Origin of the sequence: Kocuria sp. NPDC057446, from assembly GCF_042802875.1 — a bacterium.
In the GTDB taxonomy this organism is placed as follows: Bacteria; Actinomycetota; Actinomycetes; order Actinomycetales; family Micrococcaceae; genus Kocuria.
In genome coordinates this window covers 1-15,718 of record NZ_JBHVDI010000084.1, presented here as the reverse complement: position 1 = coordinate 15,718, position 15,718 = coordinate 1, and the positions used below count along the sequence as shown (strand labels likewise).

The window sequence follows — 15,718 nt, the reverse complement described above, 5'->3', positions numbered from 1 at the left end:
CGTCCGGATCGCTCCGGACGGGCCTGCGCCGCTGGTCCCCGTCCCGGGGGCGCCGGGGCGGGGAGAGTGCTCGGATCTAGAGCTGCTCGATGTCGATCGAGGTGACCACGCAGTCCTCGACCGGGCGGTCCATGCCGCCGGTGCGGACGTTGTTCAGCTCGTCCACGACCTTCCGGGACGCGTCGTCGGCCACCTCGCCGAAGATGGTGTGCTTGCCCTGCAGCCAGGTGGTGGGAGCCGTGGTGATGAAGAACTGGGACCCGTTGGTGCCCTTGCCGTTGCGCTTGCCGGCGTTGGCCATGGCCAGGACGTAGGGCTTCGAGAAGTCGAGCTCGGGGTGGATCTCGTCGTCGAACTCGTAGCCCGGCCCGCCGATGCCCTGGCCCAGGGGGTCGCCGCCCTGGATCATGAAGTCCCGGATGATGCGGTGGAAGACCACGTCCTGGTAGAGGGGACCGGTCTGCTTCTCGCCGGTGCGCGGGTCGCTCCACTCCTGGGTGCCGTCCGAGAGGCCGATGAAGTTCTTGACGGTCTTCGGCGCGTGGTTGCCGAACAGGTTCACGACGATGTCGCCGTGGTTCGTGTGGATGGTCGCCTTGGCGGTGGGGATGGCAGAAGTCATGCGCTCATTCTTGCACGGCGCCCGAAGGGCCTCCCGGTGGGGTCACGAGGTTCAGCGCACAGTGAAAAACCCCGGAACGGCGCGGTACGCCCTCCTGCCGGAACGGCTGTGCCCGTATGCTGAAGTCGGATTGTCACGACCCGAGGAGGGATGGATTCATGAGCTTCAAGAAGTCCAAGAGCGAGAAGAAGGCCGTCGCGGCGCAGAAGGTCGCCGAGAGCAGGGTCCTGGACGCCGGCAAGTGGGCGTCCAAGGAGATCGGTGACCTCGCGCCCCGGCTCCAGCACGGTGTCGAGGCAGGCGCCGCTGCCCTCGCCGGTGGCGTCGCCACCGCCGGCCCCAAGGTCCAGGAGGGCCTGGGCCGCGCCCACGAGCTCTCCGACTCCGCGAAGCTGAAGGCCGCCGCGGTGACCGCCCCGGTCGCGGCGAAGGCCGCGAAGACCGCCGGTCCCGTGGCCGCGAAGGCCGCGGACCGGGCCACCGAGAGCCGCGCGGCGATGCAGGCGAAGTACGCCGGCGCCGCCGCCCTGCTCGCCGGCAAGTTCGCCGACGCGGACACCCCGGAGCAGCTCGAGGCCATCGTCGCGAAGCTGACCGGTGACAAGAAGGCCGTGGCCAACGCGAAGAAGGCCGCCTCGAAGGTCGCCAAGGACTACGCCCGGCAGCAGAAGAAGGCCGAGAAGTCCCACAAGGGCCTGCTGCTGCTCGGGCTGCTCGCGGCCGGTGGAGTGGCCGGCGTGGCCGCCTGGAAGGCGTCGCGCCCGGTCGAGGACCCCTGGAAGACCCCTGCCGCCACGTCCCCGCGCGTGACCGCGTCCCCCGTGGCCCAGCAGTCCACCGTGGCCGCCGGCACCGGTGTGAAGGTCGACGACGTCAAGGACGCGACCACCCCTGCCGGCCAGTCCGGTGGCGTCTCGGAGGCCGCCTCCGAGGTCAAGGACAGCGCCAAGACCGTCGGCGAGGACGCCAAGACCACGATCCACGAGGTCAAGGAGCAGATCCAGGGCAAGAAGGACGAGAACGAGGCCTGATCCACGCCCCCGTCCGGACGGAGGCCCCCGCACCCGCAAAGGGGCGGGGGCCTCCGTCGTGCAGCGGGTGGCTCAGCCCCGGAACCAGACGATCACGTCCTGGAGCGTGTCCCACGCCTGGTAGAGCCCCAGCACGGTGAACAGCACCACGCACACGCCGAGCATCACGTTCGTGAGGACGCCGTTGCGCCAGCGCTCGGGGGTGCGCCGCGTGTTGAGCAGCCAGATGAGGGTCAGGGCCAGGAACGGCATGAACAGGGCGCCCAGCACGCCGTAGAGCAGGATCAGGAACACCGGCCGGCCGAGCATGAACAGCAGCATCGGCGGGAACGTCAGCCAGAGCAGGTAGAACCGGAAGTACTTGCCGCCGGTCACGGTGTCCGGGTGCCCGCTGTGCTTGCCGCGGATGTTCCCCCAGAAGTCGGCGAACATCAGGGAGACGCCGGACCACACGCCGACCAGCGAGGAGAAGGACGCCGCCCAGAAGCCGACGAGGAACGCGGTGCCGATGACGTCGCCGTAGCGGTCCTTCAGGATCTCGCCCAGCTCGAGCAGGCCCTCGTCCCCGGCGCTGATCGCGTAGCCCGCGGAGTAGAGCACCTCGACGCCCACGATGAGCATCGCGACCACGAAGATGCCGGTGACGGTGTAGGCGGCGGCGTTGTCCAGCTGCATCACCCGCATCCAGCGTGGCCGGTACCAGCCCTTCTCCCGCAGCCAGTAGCCGTAGGCGGCCAGGGTGATGGTGCCCCCGATGCCGCCGGCCAGCGCCAGGGTGTAGACCAGGCCGCCCTCCGGGATGATCGGGACGAAGCCGCGGAGCATCGCAGGGACGTTCGGGACCGCGATGACCGCCAGACCCACGACCACGACGAACATGATGCCCACCATGAGCGCGGCGAGCCGCTCCACGAGCGCGTAGCGGCCGAACCAGACCATCGCGAAGCCGAGCAGGCCCATGAAGACAGCCCACGCCCACAGGGGCAGGACCGGGAACAGCGCGGCCAGCGGCAGCGCGGCCGAGGACATGGCGGTGGCGCCGTAGACGAAGCCCCAGATGAGGATGTAGGGGCCGAAATAGACGGTGGTCCACCGGCCGAGGGAGCGCCACCCCTCGAAGATGGTGCGCCCGGTGGCCAGGGAGTACCGGCCGGCGCCCTCCACGAGGATAATCTTCAGGATCGTGCCGAGCACGACGGCCCAGAGCAGGCCGTAGCCGAACCGGGAGCCGGCGGTGAGCGTGGCGACGAGGTCGGCGGCGCCCACACCGGTGGCGGCGACGACCAGGCCCGGGCCCACGACCTTCCAGCCGCTCACCCGCTCGAGCGGTTCTCCGGGGTCGATGCCCGGCAGAGGGGTCAGAGCCTTGTCGGCGAAGTCGTCTCGGGACATGGGTTCTCCTGGGATCCGGCCGGCTCACCTGGCAGGTGCCGGGGAGTTCGCCGGGAGGACGGTCGGTGACGCGCCCAGTCTGCCACGAGACCGTGGTCCCACCCGCGGCTGCCCGGAGAGGAGTGCGAGGTGCCCGCAATGACGAGATCCCGACCGAGCATTCGCTCGATCGGGATCCGATGTGGTGGAGACGAGGGGACTCGAACCCCTAACCCTCTGCTTGCAAAGCAGATGCGCTACCAATTGCGCCACGTCCCCGCGGTGTGCCGGGCTACTCCACCTCGTCGGTGGCGTCCGCCCAGGCGCTCCTGTCGGCGTCGGCCTCCCGCAGCTTGGTGAGCACCGCGACCGACGCCCCGACCAGGGCGAGAGCCGCAGCCACTTTCCTGTTCACGCCAGCCTCCTGACCTGCGGAAGAGGGAACCGTGGGCGTACCAGGAATTGAACCTGGGACCTCTTCGTTATCAGCGAAGCGCTCTAACCGTCTGAGCTATACGCCCTCTCGTCGGCCCTTGCGGACCGAGAAGAAACGATACCGGAGTTGCCGACCCGTGCCAAATCGCTCCGGCCCGTCCGGAGCCCGGCCACCGCGCCGGATCAGTCGTCCGTGAGGGTCAGCCCGATCCCGCCCACGAGGGCCGCCGCGATGTTGTACAGCAGGGCCGCGAGCACCGAGAGGGCGGTCAGCAGGATGACGTTGACCACGGAGACGATGGTCGCGAAGATCGCGATCTGCCCCAGGGACAGGAAGTCCTTGATGTTCAGCGCCCCGCCGGCACCGCCCAGCATGCCGAGCAGCTCGTTGATCCCGTCGAACAGGCCCGTGAGGTCCAGGACGATCCACAGCACCACCGCGGCGACCACGGTGATGATCCCCAGCGCGACGGACAGCAGGAACGCGAGCTTGAGCACCGACCAGGTGTCCACCTTCGAGACCACGAGCCGGGCCCGGCGCACGCGCGGGCGCGGGGCCGGGCGGACCAGTCCCTTCGTCGAGCTCGCGGGCCGGGAGCTCTTGGCCGGGGCGGTGCCGGACCGCGCGGCGCTCGGCGCCGCGGAGCCGGACTTCGCCGGCTTCGGCGCGGGCCGGGCGCTCGTCGAGGGCCTCGCCTTCCCGGACGGGGCCCCGGTCCCGGCGCGGGGTGCGGACGCCAGGGGGGCGCGTCCGGACGTGCCGGCGGCGTTGGAGCCGGAACTCGAGCTCATGCGTTACCTCCGTTGTTGTTCGGGTCCAACGCTACTTCATCGGCCGCGCTGTCCCCGGAACCGGGGACGGGATCGAGCTCGCCGGTCTCGTCGGCGTCCAGGACGTCGGCCGTCTCCATCGTCTCGTCGAGCCGGACGTCGACCTCGGCGACGGCCTCGGCGTCGACCTCCTCGGCGATCTCCCGGTCGGCGTTGCGGGCCACCCCGGTGATCGCGTCCCCCTGCGCGGGCTTCGCGAAGATCACGCCCATCGTGTCGCGGCCCTTGGCCGGCACCTCGGAGGCGCCGGTCCGCACGACCTTGCCGGACTCCATGACCACGAGGACCTCGTCCTCCTCGCCCACGATGATCCCGCCGACCAGCCGGCCGCGCTGCTCCGCGAGCTTCGCCACCTTGATGCCGATGCCGCCGCGGCCCTGCACCCGGTACTCCTCCACCTTGGTGCGCTTGGCGTAGCCGCCCTCGGTGACCACGAAGACGTAGGCGTCGTCGGTGACCACGTTGGCGGAGAGCAGCTCGTCGCCGTCGCGGAACTTCATGCCGGTGACCCCGGAGGTCGCCCGCCCCATCGGCCGCAGCACCTCGTCGCTCGCGGTGAAGCGCAGGGACATGCCGTTGCGGGAGACGAGGAGCAGGTCGTCCTGCGCGGAGGCCAGTTGGGCCGAGACGAGCTCGTCGTCGTCGCGCAGGTTGATCGCGATCACCCCGGCCGTGCGGTTGGTGTCGTAGTCCATCAGCCGCGACTTCTTGATGAGGCCCCTGCGGGTGGCCAATACCAGGTACGGGGCGTCGCTGTAGGAGCGCAGCTCCATGACCTGGGCGATCCGCTCCCCCGGCTGGAAGGCCATCAGGTTGGCCACGTGCTGGCCCTTGGAGTCCCGGCCCGCCTCGAGCAGCTCGTACGCCTTGGTGCGGTAGACCCGGCCCAGGTTCGTGAAGAACAGGATCCAGTTGTGGGTGGTGGTCACGAAGAAGTGCTCGACGACGTCGTCCCCGCGCAGCTGGGCGCCCTTGACGCCCTTGCCGCCGCGCCGCTGGGAGCGGTACTGGTCGGAGCGGGTGCGCTTGACGTATCCGCCGCGGGTGATGGTCACGACCATCTCCTCCTCGGGGATCAGGTCCTCCATCGACATGTCGCCGTCGTAGCCGTACATGATCTCGGAGCGGCGGTCGTCGCCGTAGCGGCCCACGATCTCGTCGAGCTCCGAGGCGATGATGCCGCGCTGGCGCTCCTCCGAGGCGATGATCTCGGTGTACTCGGCGATGAGCCGCTCGAGCTCGGCGTGCCGGTCCTGGATCTTCTGCCGCTCGAGGGCCGCGAGCCGGCGCAGCTGCATGTTGAGGATGGCCTGCGCCTGGTCCTCGTCGATCTGCAGCAGCTCCATGAGCCCGGTGCGGGCGTCGTCGGCCGTCGGCGAGCGGCGGATCAGCGCGATGACCTCGTCCAGGGCGTCGAGCGCCTTGAGCAGGCCCCGCAGGATGTGGGCCTCGGCCTCGGCCTGCCGCAGGCGGTACTGGGTCCGGCGGACGATGACGTCCATCTGGTGGGTGACCCAGTGCCGGATGAACGCGTCGAGGCTCAGGGTGCGGGGCACCCCGTCGACGAGCGCGAGCATGTTGGCGGAGAAGTTGTCCTGCAGCTGCGTGTGCTTGTAGAGGTTGTTGAGCACCACCTTGGCCACGGCGTCGCGCTTGAGCACGATCACCAGGCGCTGGCCGGTGCGCCCGGAGGTCTCGTCCCGGATGTCGGCGATGCCGGTGATCCGGCCGTCCTTGACCAGGTCCGCGATCTTCATCGCGAGGTTGTCCGGGTTCGCCTGGTAGGGCAGCTCGGTGACCACCAGGCAGGTGCGGTTGTGGATCTCCTCGACGTTGACCACGGCCCGCATGGCGATCGAGCCGCGGCCGGTGCGGTAGGCGTCCTCGATGCCCTTGTGGCCCAGGATCTGCGCGCCGGTCGGGAAGTCCGGGCCCTTGATCCGCTGCAGGAGCTCCTCGAGCAGCGTCTCGTTGGAGACGTCCGGGTGCTGGAGGTACCACTGCACGCCGTCCGCGACCTCGCGCAGGTTGTGCGGCGGGATGTTGGTGGCCATGCCCACGGCGATGCCGGAGGAGCCGTTGACCAGCAGGTTCGGGAACCGGGACGGCAGCACCGACGGCTCCTGGTTCTTGCCGTCGTAGTTGTCCTGGAAGTCGACGGTCTCCTCGTGGATGTCCCGGACCATCTCCATGGCGATGGGCGCCATCTTGGTCTCGGTGTACCGGGGGGCCGCCGCGCCGTCGTTGCCCGGGGAGCCGAAGTTGCCCTGACCGAGGGCCAGCGGGTACCGCATCACCCAGCCCTGGATCAGCCGCACGAGGGCGTCGTAGATCGCGGAGTCGCCGTGCGGGTGGTACTGGCCCATGACCTCGCCCACCACGCGGGCGCACTTGTTGAAGGAGCGGTCCGGGCGGTAGCCGCCGTCGTACATCGCGTAGAGCACGCGCCGGTGCACCGGCTTGAGCCCGTCGCGGACGTCCGGCAGGGCGCGGCCCACGATGACGGCCATCGCGTAGTCGAGGTAGGAGCGCTGCATCTCGGTCTGCAGGTCGACCTGCTCCACGCGGTCGGTCAGCACGGGGGTGTGCTCGAGGTCGCCGGCGAGACCGGCGTCCTCCGGGGTCTGGCCGTCCTGGGTCTCGTCACTCATGCGGTCTTTCCGTTCTGTCAGCTGGTCCTCGATGTCCTGCGCAGCGCCCGCCGCCGTCCATCACATGCCGGGCGGAACATATGTCGCGGATCAGATGTCGAGGAACCGGATGTCCTTGGCGTTCTGCTGGATGAACTCGCGGCGGGACTCGACGTCCTCGCCCATGAGCACGGAGAAGATCTGGTCGGCGGCCGCCGCGTCCTCCATGGTCACCTGCAGCAGGGTGCGGTGGTCGGGGTCCATCGTGGTGTCCCACAGCTCGGTGTAGTCCATCTCGCCGAGGCCCTTGTAGCGCTGGATGCCGTTGTCCTTGGGGATGCGCTGGTTGTTGGCCAGCCCGCGGGCCAGGGCCTCGTCCCGCTCGGCGTCCGTGTAGACGTAGTCGTGCGGGGCGTTGGACCACTTGATCCGGTAGAGCGGCGGCTGCGCCAGGTAGACGAAGCCGTGCTCGATGAGCGGGCGCATGAACCGGAACAGCAGGGTGAGCAGCAGCGTGGTGATGTGCTGCCCGTCGACGTCGGCGTCGGCCATCAGCACGATCTTGTGGTACCGCGCCTTCTCGATGTCGAAGTCGTCGCCGATGCCCGCGCCGAACGCGGTGATCATCGACTGCACCTCGGTGTTGGACAGCGCCCGGTCCAGCCGCGCGCGCTCCACGTTGAGGATCTTCCCGCGCAGGGGCAGGATCGCCTGGTGCGCGGGATCGCGGCCCTGCACCGCCGAACCGCCCGCGGAGTCGCCCTCCACGATGTAGATCTCGGACAGGGACGGGTCCTTGGACGAGCAGTCCTTGAGCTTGCCCGGCATCCCGCCCGACTCGAGCAGGCCCTTGCGCCGGGTGGTCTCGCGCGCCTTGCGGGCCGCGAGCCGTGCCTGCGAGGCGTTGATCGCCTTGCGGATGATCTCCCGCGCGGCGGCCGGGTTGCGCTCGAGCCAGTCGCCGAACCGGTTGTTCACCTCGCGCTGGACGAAGGTCTTCGCCTCGGAGTTGCCGAGCTTGGTCTTCGTCTGGCCCTCGAACTGGGGCTCGGCGAGCTTGATCGAGATGACGGCCGTGAGGCCCTCGCGGACGTCGTCGCCGGTGAGGTTCTCGTCCTTGTCCCGGAGCAGCTTGTTCTCCCGGGCGTAGCGGTTCACCAGGGAGGTCATGGCCGAGCGGAAGCCCTCCTCGTGGGTGCCGCCCTCGTGGGTGTTGATCGTGTTCGCGTACGTGTGCACGGACTCGGTGTAGGCCGTGGTCCACTGCATGGCGAGCTCGAGGGACATCTTCCGCTCCGTGTCCTCGGACTCGAGCGCGATGACGTCGTCGTGCACGAGGTCGGCCTTCTTGGACGTGTTCAGGAACGTCACGTAGTCGAGCAGGCCGTGGTCGTACTTGTAGACGACCCTGCGGTGGCCCGCGTGGTCCTCGTCCTCGTGGTTGAGCCGGGCAACGGCCGTGCCGCCGTCGCGGCCCTCGACCGGCTCGGCCTCCGGGTGGGCCGCGGTGCGGTCCGAGGCGGAGCCGGCGATCTCCTCGCCGGACTCCTCCGGGGCCCGCTCGTCCGTGAGGGTGATCCGCAGGCCCTTGTTGAGGAAGGCCATCTGCTGGAAGCGGGCGCGCAGCGTCTCGAAGTCGAAGTCGACGGTCTCGAAGATGCCGGGGTCCGGGTAGAAGACCTGGGTGGTGCCGGTCTCCGAGGTCTCCTCGCCCCGGGCCAGCTCGCCCTGCGGCACGCCGCCGTCGGCGAAGGCCATCCGCCAGACGCGGCCCTGGCGCCGGACCTCGGTCTCGACGCGCCGGGACAGCGCGTTGACCACGGAGATCCCCACGCCGTGCAGGCCGCCGGAGACGGCGTAGCCGCCGCCGCCGAACTTGCCGCCCGCGTGCAGGATCGTCATGACGACCTCGACGGTGGGCCGGCCCTCCGTCGGGTGGATGTCCACGGGGATGCCACGGCCGTTGTCCACGACCTTGACGCCGCCGTCGGCCTGGAGCGTGATCTCGATGTGGTCGCAGTAGCCCGCCAGGGCCTCGTCGACCGAGTTGTCGACCACCTCGTACACGAGGTGGTGCAGCCCCCGCGGGCCGGTCGAGCCGATGTACATGCCGGGGCGCTTCCGGACGGCCTCGAGACCTTCCAGGACGGTGATGTCACCGGCACCGTACTCGCGCTTCTGCGGATCCTCTGTTGCCACGGGTTCCTGGCTCCTCCTGTTGGGCACACCGGTCCCGCTCCGGACGGCACAGGAGAACGCCGATGAGACGGTCGGCGGCTCATCGGCTCGTGCGGGGTCGGAACGGGTCGACGTCGCCGGGTGCCCGTACTGCGGGCGTGGTTCCACGATCGGCCGTGGGGGCCCGGTCCGTCGATTGCTGTCTGTTCTCGATTCTATCGGAAAACCGTGGCCCCGGGGTGCCCCCAGGTCCCTCTGAGCGGCCGGGAAAGGGCCTCTGGACCACTTTTCCTCCGCTCCGCCACCCCCGGGACACCCCCGGGGTGCCGCAGCGCGCCACGAGGCCGTCCAGCGGCCCGTGCCGGCCGGGCTCACCCGTAGGTGTCGCGAGGGCCCCGCCCCTGCACGGAGCGGCGGCCGCGCTTCCAGCTCGGCGCCGTGGGACCGAGGATCTCGATCCGGGTGACGATGCCCTCCCCCAGGTGCTCGTCGAACATGCGCAGCAGCTGCGGGACCATGAGCCGCAGGTTCGCCGCGTAGGCGGTGGAGTCGCACCGGACCCGCACCACGGTCTCGTCGAAGCTCTCCGGCCGGCAGTGCCCGGCGATGCCCGGGCCCACGAGGTCGTCCCAGCGGGCGAGGACCGAGCCCACGGCCACCGGCGCCTTCCAGCCGCGCCCGGACACGAGCCCGTCCAGCACCGAGCCGACGCCCCGGGGGTCCCGGGCGGAGCGGCCCGCCCCGGAGTAGCCGCCGAGCGCCCGCGGGTCCACGTCGTTGCCCCGTCGGCCGAGGCGCTCGGCGGCGGACGCGGTGGTCGACTCCATCGCGGCGCCGAAGCCCTTGAGGTTGCGCCGCGCGGCCGCGCCGTGGAGCCGCCCGTCCCCGCGGGCCTCCGCGGCACGGCGCATCCGGGTGAGCAGCGCGGCGGGAGCGTCGATCTCGTCCTCGATGCGCACGACGTTCGCCTCGGGCACGTCCCGCTCCGGAACATCGCGTTCCGGAACCCCGCGCTCCGGCACGTCCCGCGCGGACGCGCCCGGGCCGGCCCCGGACGGCTCCGGGGTCCTCCGGGCAGGACGGTCGTCCTCCTCGCGCGGCCGCCGGGTCACGACGACGACGCCTCCTCCGGCTCCGGGCCGGCGCCGGCGGCCACCTGCTCGTCGTCGCGGACGGCCGTGCCGGGGCCCACCCGCACCACGTCGTGCGGACCGGCGACGAGCTCGGCGGGCAGGTCCTCCTCGACCGCGGCGGTCACGAGCACCTGCTCCGCCGAGGCCACGATCGCGGCGAGGCGGCTGCGGCGGCGGGCGTCGAGCTCCGCGAAGACGTCGTCCAGGACGAGGATCGGCGCCGCGCCCTCCGTGGGGTCGTCCGCGAGGTGCACGTACCAGGAGCCGAGCCGCAGGGCGAGGGCGTAGGACCAGGTCTCCCCGTGCGAGGCGTAGCCCCGGGCCGGCGCCGTGCCGAGCACCAGCTCGAGCTCGTCGCGGTGCGGGCCCACGAGGGTCATCCCCCGCTCGAGCTCCCGCTGCTCCGCGGTCTCGCACGCGTCGAGGATCAGCTGGTGCAGGTCCCCCGGGCCGAACCCGCGCAGCCGGTCGACGTCCCCGGCCGCGCTCTCGGGCAGCACCGAGGACACGTAGCGCAGGGTCGTCTCCTTGCTCCCGTCGGTGAGCTGCCCGTAGGCGGTCGCCACCTGGGGCGCCAGGGCGTCGATCAGCTGCAGGCGCGCGTGCAGGATGCCGGCCCCGGCGCGGGCGAACTGGTCGTTCCACGCCGCGAGGGTCGAGCGGTGGGTGTCGGTGAACCGGCCGCTGCGGCGGGCCGACTTCAGCAGCGCGTTGCGCTGCCTGAGCACCTTCTCGTAGTCGGCCAGAGTGCCGGCGAGGACCGGGCGCATGGACTTCGCGAGGTCGTCGAGGAAGCGCCGGCGGTGGGAGGGGTCGCCCTTCACCAGGGTCAGGTCCTCCGGGGAGAACAGCACGGTCCGCACGATGCCGAGCGCGTCCCGGGCCCGCACCGGGGACGCCCGGTTGATCCGCACCCGGTTGGCGCGGCCGTCGTTGAGCTCGAGCTCCAGGACGGTCTGCTGGCCGCCCCGCCGCACCCGGACCCGGACGATCGCGCGTTCGGCGCCGAATCGGATCAGCGGACCGTCGGAGGACACCCGGTGCGAGGACAGGCCCGCCGTGTAGTCCAGGGCCTCGACGATGTTCGTCTTGCCCACGCCGTTCGGCCCCAGGAACACGGTGGTGCCGGGAGCGAGACGTATGTCGAGATGGGCATACGTCCGGTAGTCGAGCAGGGAGAGGTGGTCGACGAACACGCCGGGATCAGCAGCTTCCGGTTCCGGGCCGGCCGGTCACTGGCTGGGGAGCCGCACCGGCATCAGCAGGTACTTGTAGTCGTCCTTGTCCTCGCCCTCCGGCTCGGCCTGGGCGGAGAGCACGGCCGGCTTGGGCGGGGCGGTGAAGGAGAACCGGACGTAGTCGGAGGCGAAGGCGTGCAGGCCCTCGGACAGGTACGTCGGGTTGAAGGCGACGGTGATGTCGTCGCCCGTGAGGTGTGCGTCGAGGACCTCCGAGGCCTGGGCGTCCTCGCCGGTCCCGGCGTCCAGAGCCACCTGGCCCTGCGTGAAGGCCAGGCGGACGGGGGTGTTGCGCTCGGCCACGAGCGAGACTCGCCGGACGGCCTCGACGAGCTCGGTGGTCCGCACCGCGGCGGTGATCGGGGTGTGCTCCGGGAACAGGGACCGGATCTTGGGGTACTCGCCGTCGATGAGCAGGCTGGTGGTGCGCCGGCCGCCGGACTCGAAGCCGACGAGCTCCGCGGAGTCGGACAGCGCGATGTTGATGTCCCCGGCGGGTCCCAGCGTCTTGGCGATGTCGTTGAGGGTCCGGGCCTTGATCAGGGCGGCCGTGGAGATGTCCTGGCTGCTGGGCCGCCAGGTGAGCTCGCGCATCGCGAGCCGGTAGCGGTCCGTGGCGAGCAGGGTCATCTTCTCGCCCTCGATCTCCACCCGCACGCCGGTGAGGATGGGCAGCGTGTCGTCCTTGCTGGCGGCGATGTTGACCTGGGCCACTGCGTGGGCGAACTCGTCGCCGGCCACCACCCCGGAGACGTCCGGCAGCGCCGGGAGCTCGGGGTAGTCGCCGACCGGCATGGCCGCGAGGTTGAACCGCGAGGACCGGCAGGTGAGGGTGACCTTGCCCTCGTCGGCGTGCACCTCCACCGGGGCGGAGGGCAGGGACCGGCAGATGTCCGCGAGCAGCCGGCCGGAGACGAGGGTGGTGCCCTCCTCCTGGACGTCGGCGCTGATCGACAGACGGGCCGAGATCTCGTAGTCGAAGCTGGCGATGGACAGGGAGCCGCCTTCCGCACGGATGAGCAGACCGGACAGCACGGGGACCGGGGGCCGGGGTGACAGGGACCGAGCGGTCCAGGTGACGGCCTCGGCGAGAACATCGCGTTCGACGGAGAACTTCACGAGAGGTTGCTGCCTTTCAGTCTGAGCAAGGACGGCGGAGCCACGGTCCGGACCGGTTCGGTGCCGGCTGCGCCGCGAGGCGCAGCCGATGCGGACGGGGTCTTCGCCCTCTGCATCGTATCGGTCCGTTTCAGGGGACGGCCATTCGGCCGGCCGTGGCGGAGTTCTTGTGGTTCGGGTTCCGTGAGGGCCCGGACGGGGCCGCACGTCAGGATTCTTGTTGTTTGGCCAGATCTCTCTTTAAGGATGGGAGTGTTAATAACCGCTGTGGAATCTGTGGATAACTGCCTCTCGACCAGCGTCCGGGCGGTGCGGGCCTGTTGAGTTCCTGTGGTTCGCGCTCCACCGAAACCGCTGCTGCCGGTGGACGAGATCCGCGCGGTTCCGCCGGTTCCACAGCCTTCCCGGGAGTTGTACCGAGGTTCTCCACCGCTCGGGCGGAGAATTCCACAATTTTATCCACAGGTGTGGGTTCTGTCCTGTGCACAGGCCCTCCACAAGCGGCGAAAAGCTGTGCAGGGAGGTGTCCCCGGGCCCGTGATCCCGCGGCAGGAGCCTGTGGACGAACTACACGAAAAAGCCCCGACGGGTGTCCGCCGGGGCCGTCGAGGAGGAGCAGGGCGCGCTCAGCCCTCGCGCTGCTGCTGCTTGATCCGGTTGGTGAGCTCGGTGACCTGGTTGAAGATCTGCCGGCGCTCGGCCATCAGCGTGCGGATCTTGCGGTCGGCGTGCATCACCGTGGTGTGGTCGCGGCCGCCGAGCTCCTGGCCGATCTTCGGCAGGGACATGTCGGTGAGCTCGCGCAGCAGGTACATCGCGATCTGCCGGGCGGTGACCAGGGTGCGGGTGCGGGACTTGCTCTTGAGCTCCTCGAGGCTGATGTCGAAGTAGACCGCGGTCTGGGCGAGGATCGAGGCCGCGGTGATCTCCTGCGCCCCGTCGTCGGTGATGAGGTCCTTGAGCACCAGCTCCGCCAGGGGCAGGTCCACGGACTGCTTGTTCAGCGAGGCGAACGCGGTGACCCGGATCAGGGCGCCCTCGAGCTCGCGGATGTTGGTGGAGATGTGGGAGGCGATGTACTCGAGCACGTCGTCGGGGGCGTCCATGCCCTCGCTCGTGGCCTTCTTGCGCAGGATCGCGATGCGCGTCTCGAGCTCCGGGGGCTGGACGTCGGTGATCAGGCCCCACTCGAACCGGGAGCGCATCCGCTCGGCGAAGCCGGTGAGCTGCTTGGGCGGCATGTCGGAGGTGATCACGATCTGCTTCTCGTGGTTGTGCAGCGCGTTGAAGGTGTGGAAGAACTCCTCCTGCGTGTGCTCCTTGCCCGCGAGGAACTGGATGTCGTCGATGAGGAGCATGTCCACGTTGCGGTAGATCTCCTTGAAGGAGGAGCCCTCGTCGTCGCGGATCGAGTTGATGAAGTCGTTGGTGAACTCCTCCGAGTTCACGTAGCGCACCCGCACCTGGGGGTAGAGCCGCTTGGCGTAGTGGCCGATCGCGTGCAGCAGGTGGGTCTTGCCGAGACCGGACTCCCCGTAGATGAACAGGGGGTTGTAGGCCTTGGCGGGGGTCTCGGCCACCGCGAACGCCGCGGCGTGGGCGAACCGGTTGGACTGGCCGATCACGAAGGAGTCGAAGACGTACTTGGGGTTCAGCCGCGCGGAGCTGTCCCACTCCCCCACCACGGCGGGGGCGGTGCCGGTGTCCTGGACGGGGCGGCGCGGCGGCGCGGCCTGCGGGTCCCGCGGCGGCGGCAGGGTCCGGTCCGCGGTGCCCGGACCGGCGAAGGCGGCCGGCGCCGCGGGCGGGAGCACGGGCGCCGCGGGCGGCTGGTCGAGGCCGACCGCCCGCCGGTCGACCTCCACGGGGTCGGCGGTGTCGGCGTGGTCCGTCCGTGCGGGCAGGTCGGTGCGGTTGCGCTCCGCCTCCAGCTCGCTGATCGGGGGCAGGGCCGCGGTGGGCGACGGAACCCCGGCCTCCGGCGCGGGAGCGGTCTCGAGGTCGGCGTCCACCACGAACGCCACGAGCGTCTCGGGGCTGAAGGCACGGCCCACGGACGAGCGCAGCACGGAGGCCATCTGGTTCTGGAAGAACTCCCGGGTGAGCTCGTTCGGGACGGCGACGAGCAGCGTGGTGCCGATGAGGCCCTGCGGCTGGGCCAGGGAGATGAACCCCCGGTAACGCCCCGTGGTCATGGGGTCCTCGTACATGTACTGCACGCACTCGGCCCACTGCGCGCTGAGCGCCTGATTGTCCTGCGTGCCCACGCGTACTCCTGCTGTCGTCGAGATGTCGTCGTGCTGACGAGGCGGTGGACGGGTCGTCCCGGCCCCTCGGCGAGGATCTTGTCCACAGCGTTGTTCACAACGGTGGAAAAGCTGTCGGGGGCCAGCCGCGAGTGCCAGCCTAGAACATGCGTCAGAGCAGTTCATACCCGTTTTCCGGGGGCTCCGGGAACTACAGACGTGTAGTTCGAGCCCGGATCCGCGCCGTTCCGCGGCTTCCGGCGGACCGGTTTTCCACAGGATGTGATGAAGATCCGTGCACAGCTGTGGGTAGGATGTGGACTGCACAGCGGCGCCGCTCGTCCCGGCACCCGGTGCAGCCTCCGCCCACCGCTCGATCCGGCCCGCCCGGCCGTCCCCGCACTCCGTGCCCGGCGTCAGGGGCCCGCGTCCACCCGTCGCTGATTTGACCGCCCCCTGACCGTTGTCTAGGGTGGAGTAGTCTTTTGTGTCCACTGTCATGCCCATCCGCATGCTCGGACGCATCCACCAGCACCGCTGTGACCGTTCCCCTCGCCCGCGCCGAACCGGTGCGGACGGGCACGTGGACGGGCGCACACCCTGACGCCTTTGGAGTAACCAGTGAGCAAGCGGACTTTTCAGCCGAATAACCGCCGTCGCGCCAAGAAGCACGGCTTCCGTGCCCGGATGCGCACCCGCGCCGGCCGCGCCATCCTCGCCGCCCGCCGCAGCAAGGGCCGCACCGAGCTCTCCGCCTGAGCCGGCCCGTGTCGGCCCCGGCGCTCCCGACGACCGCCCCGCGAGGGCCGGTCGCGGCCGCGCCGGAGCCGCCCGACCCACCGGCCGACCGGGAGGAGGACCGTGCTGCCTGACCAGCACCGGAT

Annotated in this window: 12 protein-coding genes and 2 tRNA genes; 2 read left to right on the top strand and 12 right to left on the bottom strand. The window is 70.4% G+C overall.

Annotated features, from left to right (window positions below):
- Positions 1–76: 76 nt before the first annotated feature.
- A complete protein-coding gene (locus tag ACFU0Y_RS11370) occupies positions 77–622 on the bottom strand; it encodes a peptidylprolyl isomerase (protein WP_380214613.1) in 546 nt (181 codons plus the stop codon).
- Positions 623–780: 158 nt separating this feature from the next.
- On the opposite strand from ACFU0Y_RS11370, the gene ACFU0Y_RS11365 reads away from it, so the two are divergent.
- Entirely contained in the window at positions 781–1,653 is an 873-nt protein-coding gene (locus tag ACFU0Y_RS11365) for a hypothetical protein (RefSeq protein WP_380214612.1), read from the top strand.
- A gap of 72 nt (positions 1,654–1,725) precedes the next feature.
- On the opposite strand, the gene ACFU0Y_RS11360 is transcribed toward ACFU0Y_RS11365, so the two are convergent.
- From ACFU0Y_RS11360 to dnaA, 11 genes are all read right to left on the bottom strand, one after another.
- Positions 1,726–3,045, bottom strand: a complete 1,320-nt coding sequence (locus ACFU0Y_RS11360) for an Nramp family divalent metal transporter (RefSeq protein WP_380214611.1) — start codon at positions 3,043–3,045, stop codon at positions 1,726–1,728.
- 182 nt (positions 3,046–3,227) lie between these two features.
- A tRNA-Ala gene (locus ACFU0Y_RS11355) sits at positions 3,228–3,303 on the bottom strand.
- A gap of 13 nt (positions 3,304–3,316) precedes the next feature.
- Positions 3,317–3,439 (bottom strand): hypothetical protein, encoded by a 123-nt coding sequence (locus ACFU0Y_RS11350; RefSeq protein WP_269433307.1) that lies wholly within the window; start codon positions 3,437–3,439, stop codon positions 3,317–3,319.
- A gap of 32 nt (positions 3,440–3,471) precedes the next feature.
- A tRNA-Ile gene (locus ACFU0Y_RS11345) sits at positions 3,472–3,545 on the bottom strand.
- A 97-nt stretch (positions 3,546–3,642) separates the two neighbouring features.
- On the bottom strand, positions 3,643–4,251 hold the full coding sequence (locus ACFU0Y_RS11340; protein ID WP_380214610.1) for a DUF3566 domain-containing protein: 609 nt from the start codon (positions 4,249–4,251) through the stop codon (positions 3,643–3,645).
- Positions 4,248–6,941 (bottom strand): DNA gyrase subunit A, encoded by a 2,694-nt coding sequence (gene gyrA / locus ACFU0Y_RS11335; protein ID WP_380214609.1) that lies wholly within the window; start codon positions 6,939–6,941, stop codon positions 4,248–4,250. Before gyrA ends, ACFU0Y_RS11340 begins: the two co-directional genes overlap by 4 nt.
- Positions 6,942–7,031: 90 nt before the next feature.
- Entirely contained in the window at positions 7,032–9,119 is a 2,088-nt protein-coding gene (gene gyrB, locus ACFU0Y_RS11330; protein ID WP_380214608.1) for a DNA topoisomerase (ATP-hydrolyzing) subunit B, read from the bottom strand.
- Positions 9,120–9,469: 350 nt separating this feature from the next.
- Complete coding sequence (locus tag ACFU0Y_RS11325) at positions 9,470–10,075, bottom strand: DUF721 domain-containing protein (protein WP_380214607.1); 606 nt, start codon at positions 10,073–10,075, stop codon at positions 9,470–9,472.
- A gap of 131 nt (positions 10,076–10,206) precedes the next feature.
- Positions 10,207–11,427, bottom strand: coding sequence for a DNA replication/repair protein RecF (gene recF / locus ACFU0Y_RS11320; RefSeq protein WP_380214605.1), 1,221 nt, complete (start codon positions 11,425–11,427; stop codon positions 10,207–10,209).
- Positions 11,428–11,463: 36 nt separating this feature from the next.
- A complete protein-coding gene (gene dnaN, locus ACFU0Y_RS11315) occupies positions 11,464–12,588 on the bottom strand; it encodes a DNA polymerase III subunit beta (RefSeq protein WP_380214604.1) in 1,125 nt (374 codons plus the stop codon).
- A gap of 626 nt (positions 12,589–13,214) precedes the next feature.
- Complete coding sequence (gene dnaA, locus ACFU0Y_RS11310; protein ID WP_380214614.1) at positions 13,215–14,798, bottom strand: chromosomal replication initiator protein DnaA; 1,584 nt, start codon at positions 14,796–14,798, stop codon at positions 13,215–13,217.
- A 657-nt stretch (positions 14,799–15,455) separates the two neighbouring features.
- On the opposite strand from dnaA, the gene rpmH reads away from it, so the two are divergent.
- A complete protein-coding gene (gene rpmH, locus ACFU0Y_RS11305; protein WP_019181680.1) occupies positions 15,456–15,593 on the top strand; it encodes a 50S ribosomal protein L34 in 138 nt (45 codons plus the stop codon).
- The last annotated feature ends 125 nt before the right edge of the window (positions 15,594–15,718 follow it).

Excerpts from the sequence above, each read along its gene's own strand:
- ACFU0Y_RS11370 (WP_380214613.1), bottom strand. The coding sequence starts at position 622 with ATGACTTCTGCCATCCCCACCGCCAAGGCGACCATCCACACGAACCAC.
- ACFU0Y_RS11340 (WP_380214610.1), bottom strand. The coding sequence starts at position 4,251 with ATGAGCTCGAGTTCCGGCTCCAACGCCGCCGGCACGTCCGGACGCGCC.
- gyrA (WP_380214609.1), bottom strand. The coding sequence starts at position 6,941 with ATGAGTGACGAGACCCAGGACGGCCAGACCCCGGAGGACGCCGGTCTC.
- dnaA (WP_380214614.1), bottom strand. The coding sequence starts at position 14,798 with ATGTACGAGGACCCCATGACCACGGGGCGTTACCGGGGGTTCATCTCC.
- ACFU0Y_RS11360 (WP_380214611.1), bottom strand. The coding sequence starts at position 3,045 with ATGTCCCGAGACGACTTCGCCGACAAGGCTCTGACCCCTCTGCCGGGC.
- ACFU0Y_RS11365 (WP_380214612.1), top strand. The coding sequence starts at position 781 with ATGAGCTTCAAGAAGTCCAAGAGCGAGAAGAAGGCCGTCGCGGCGCAG.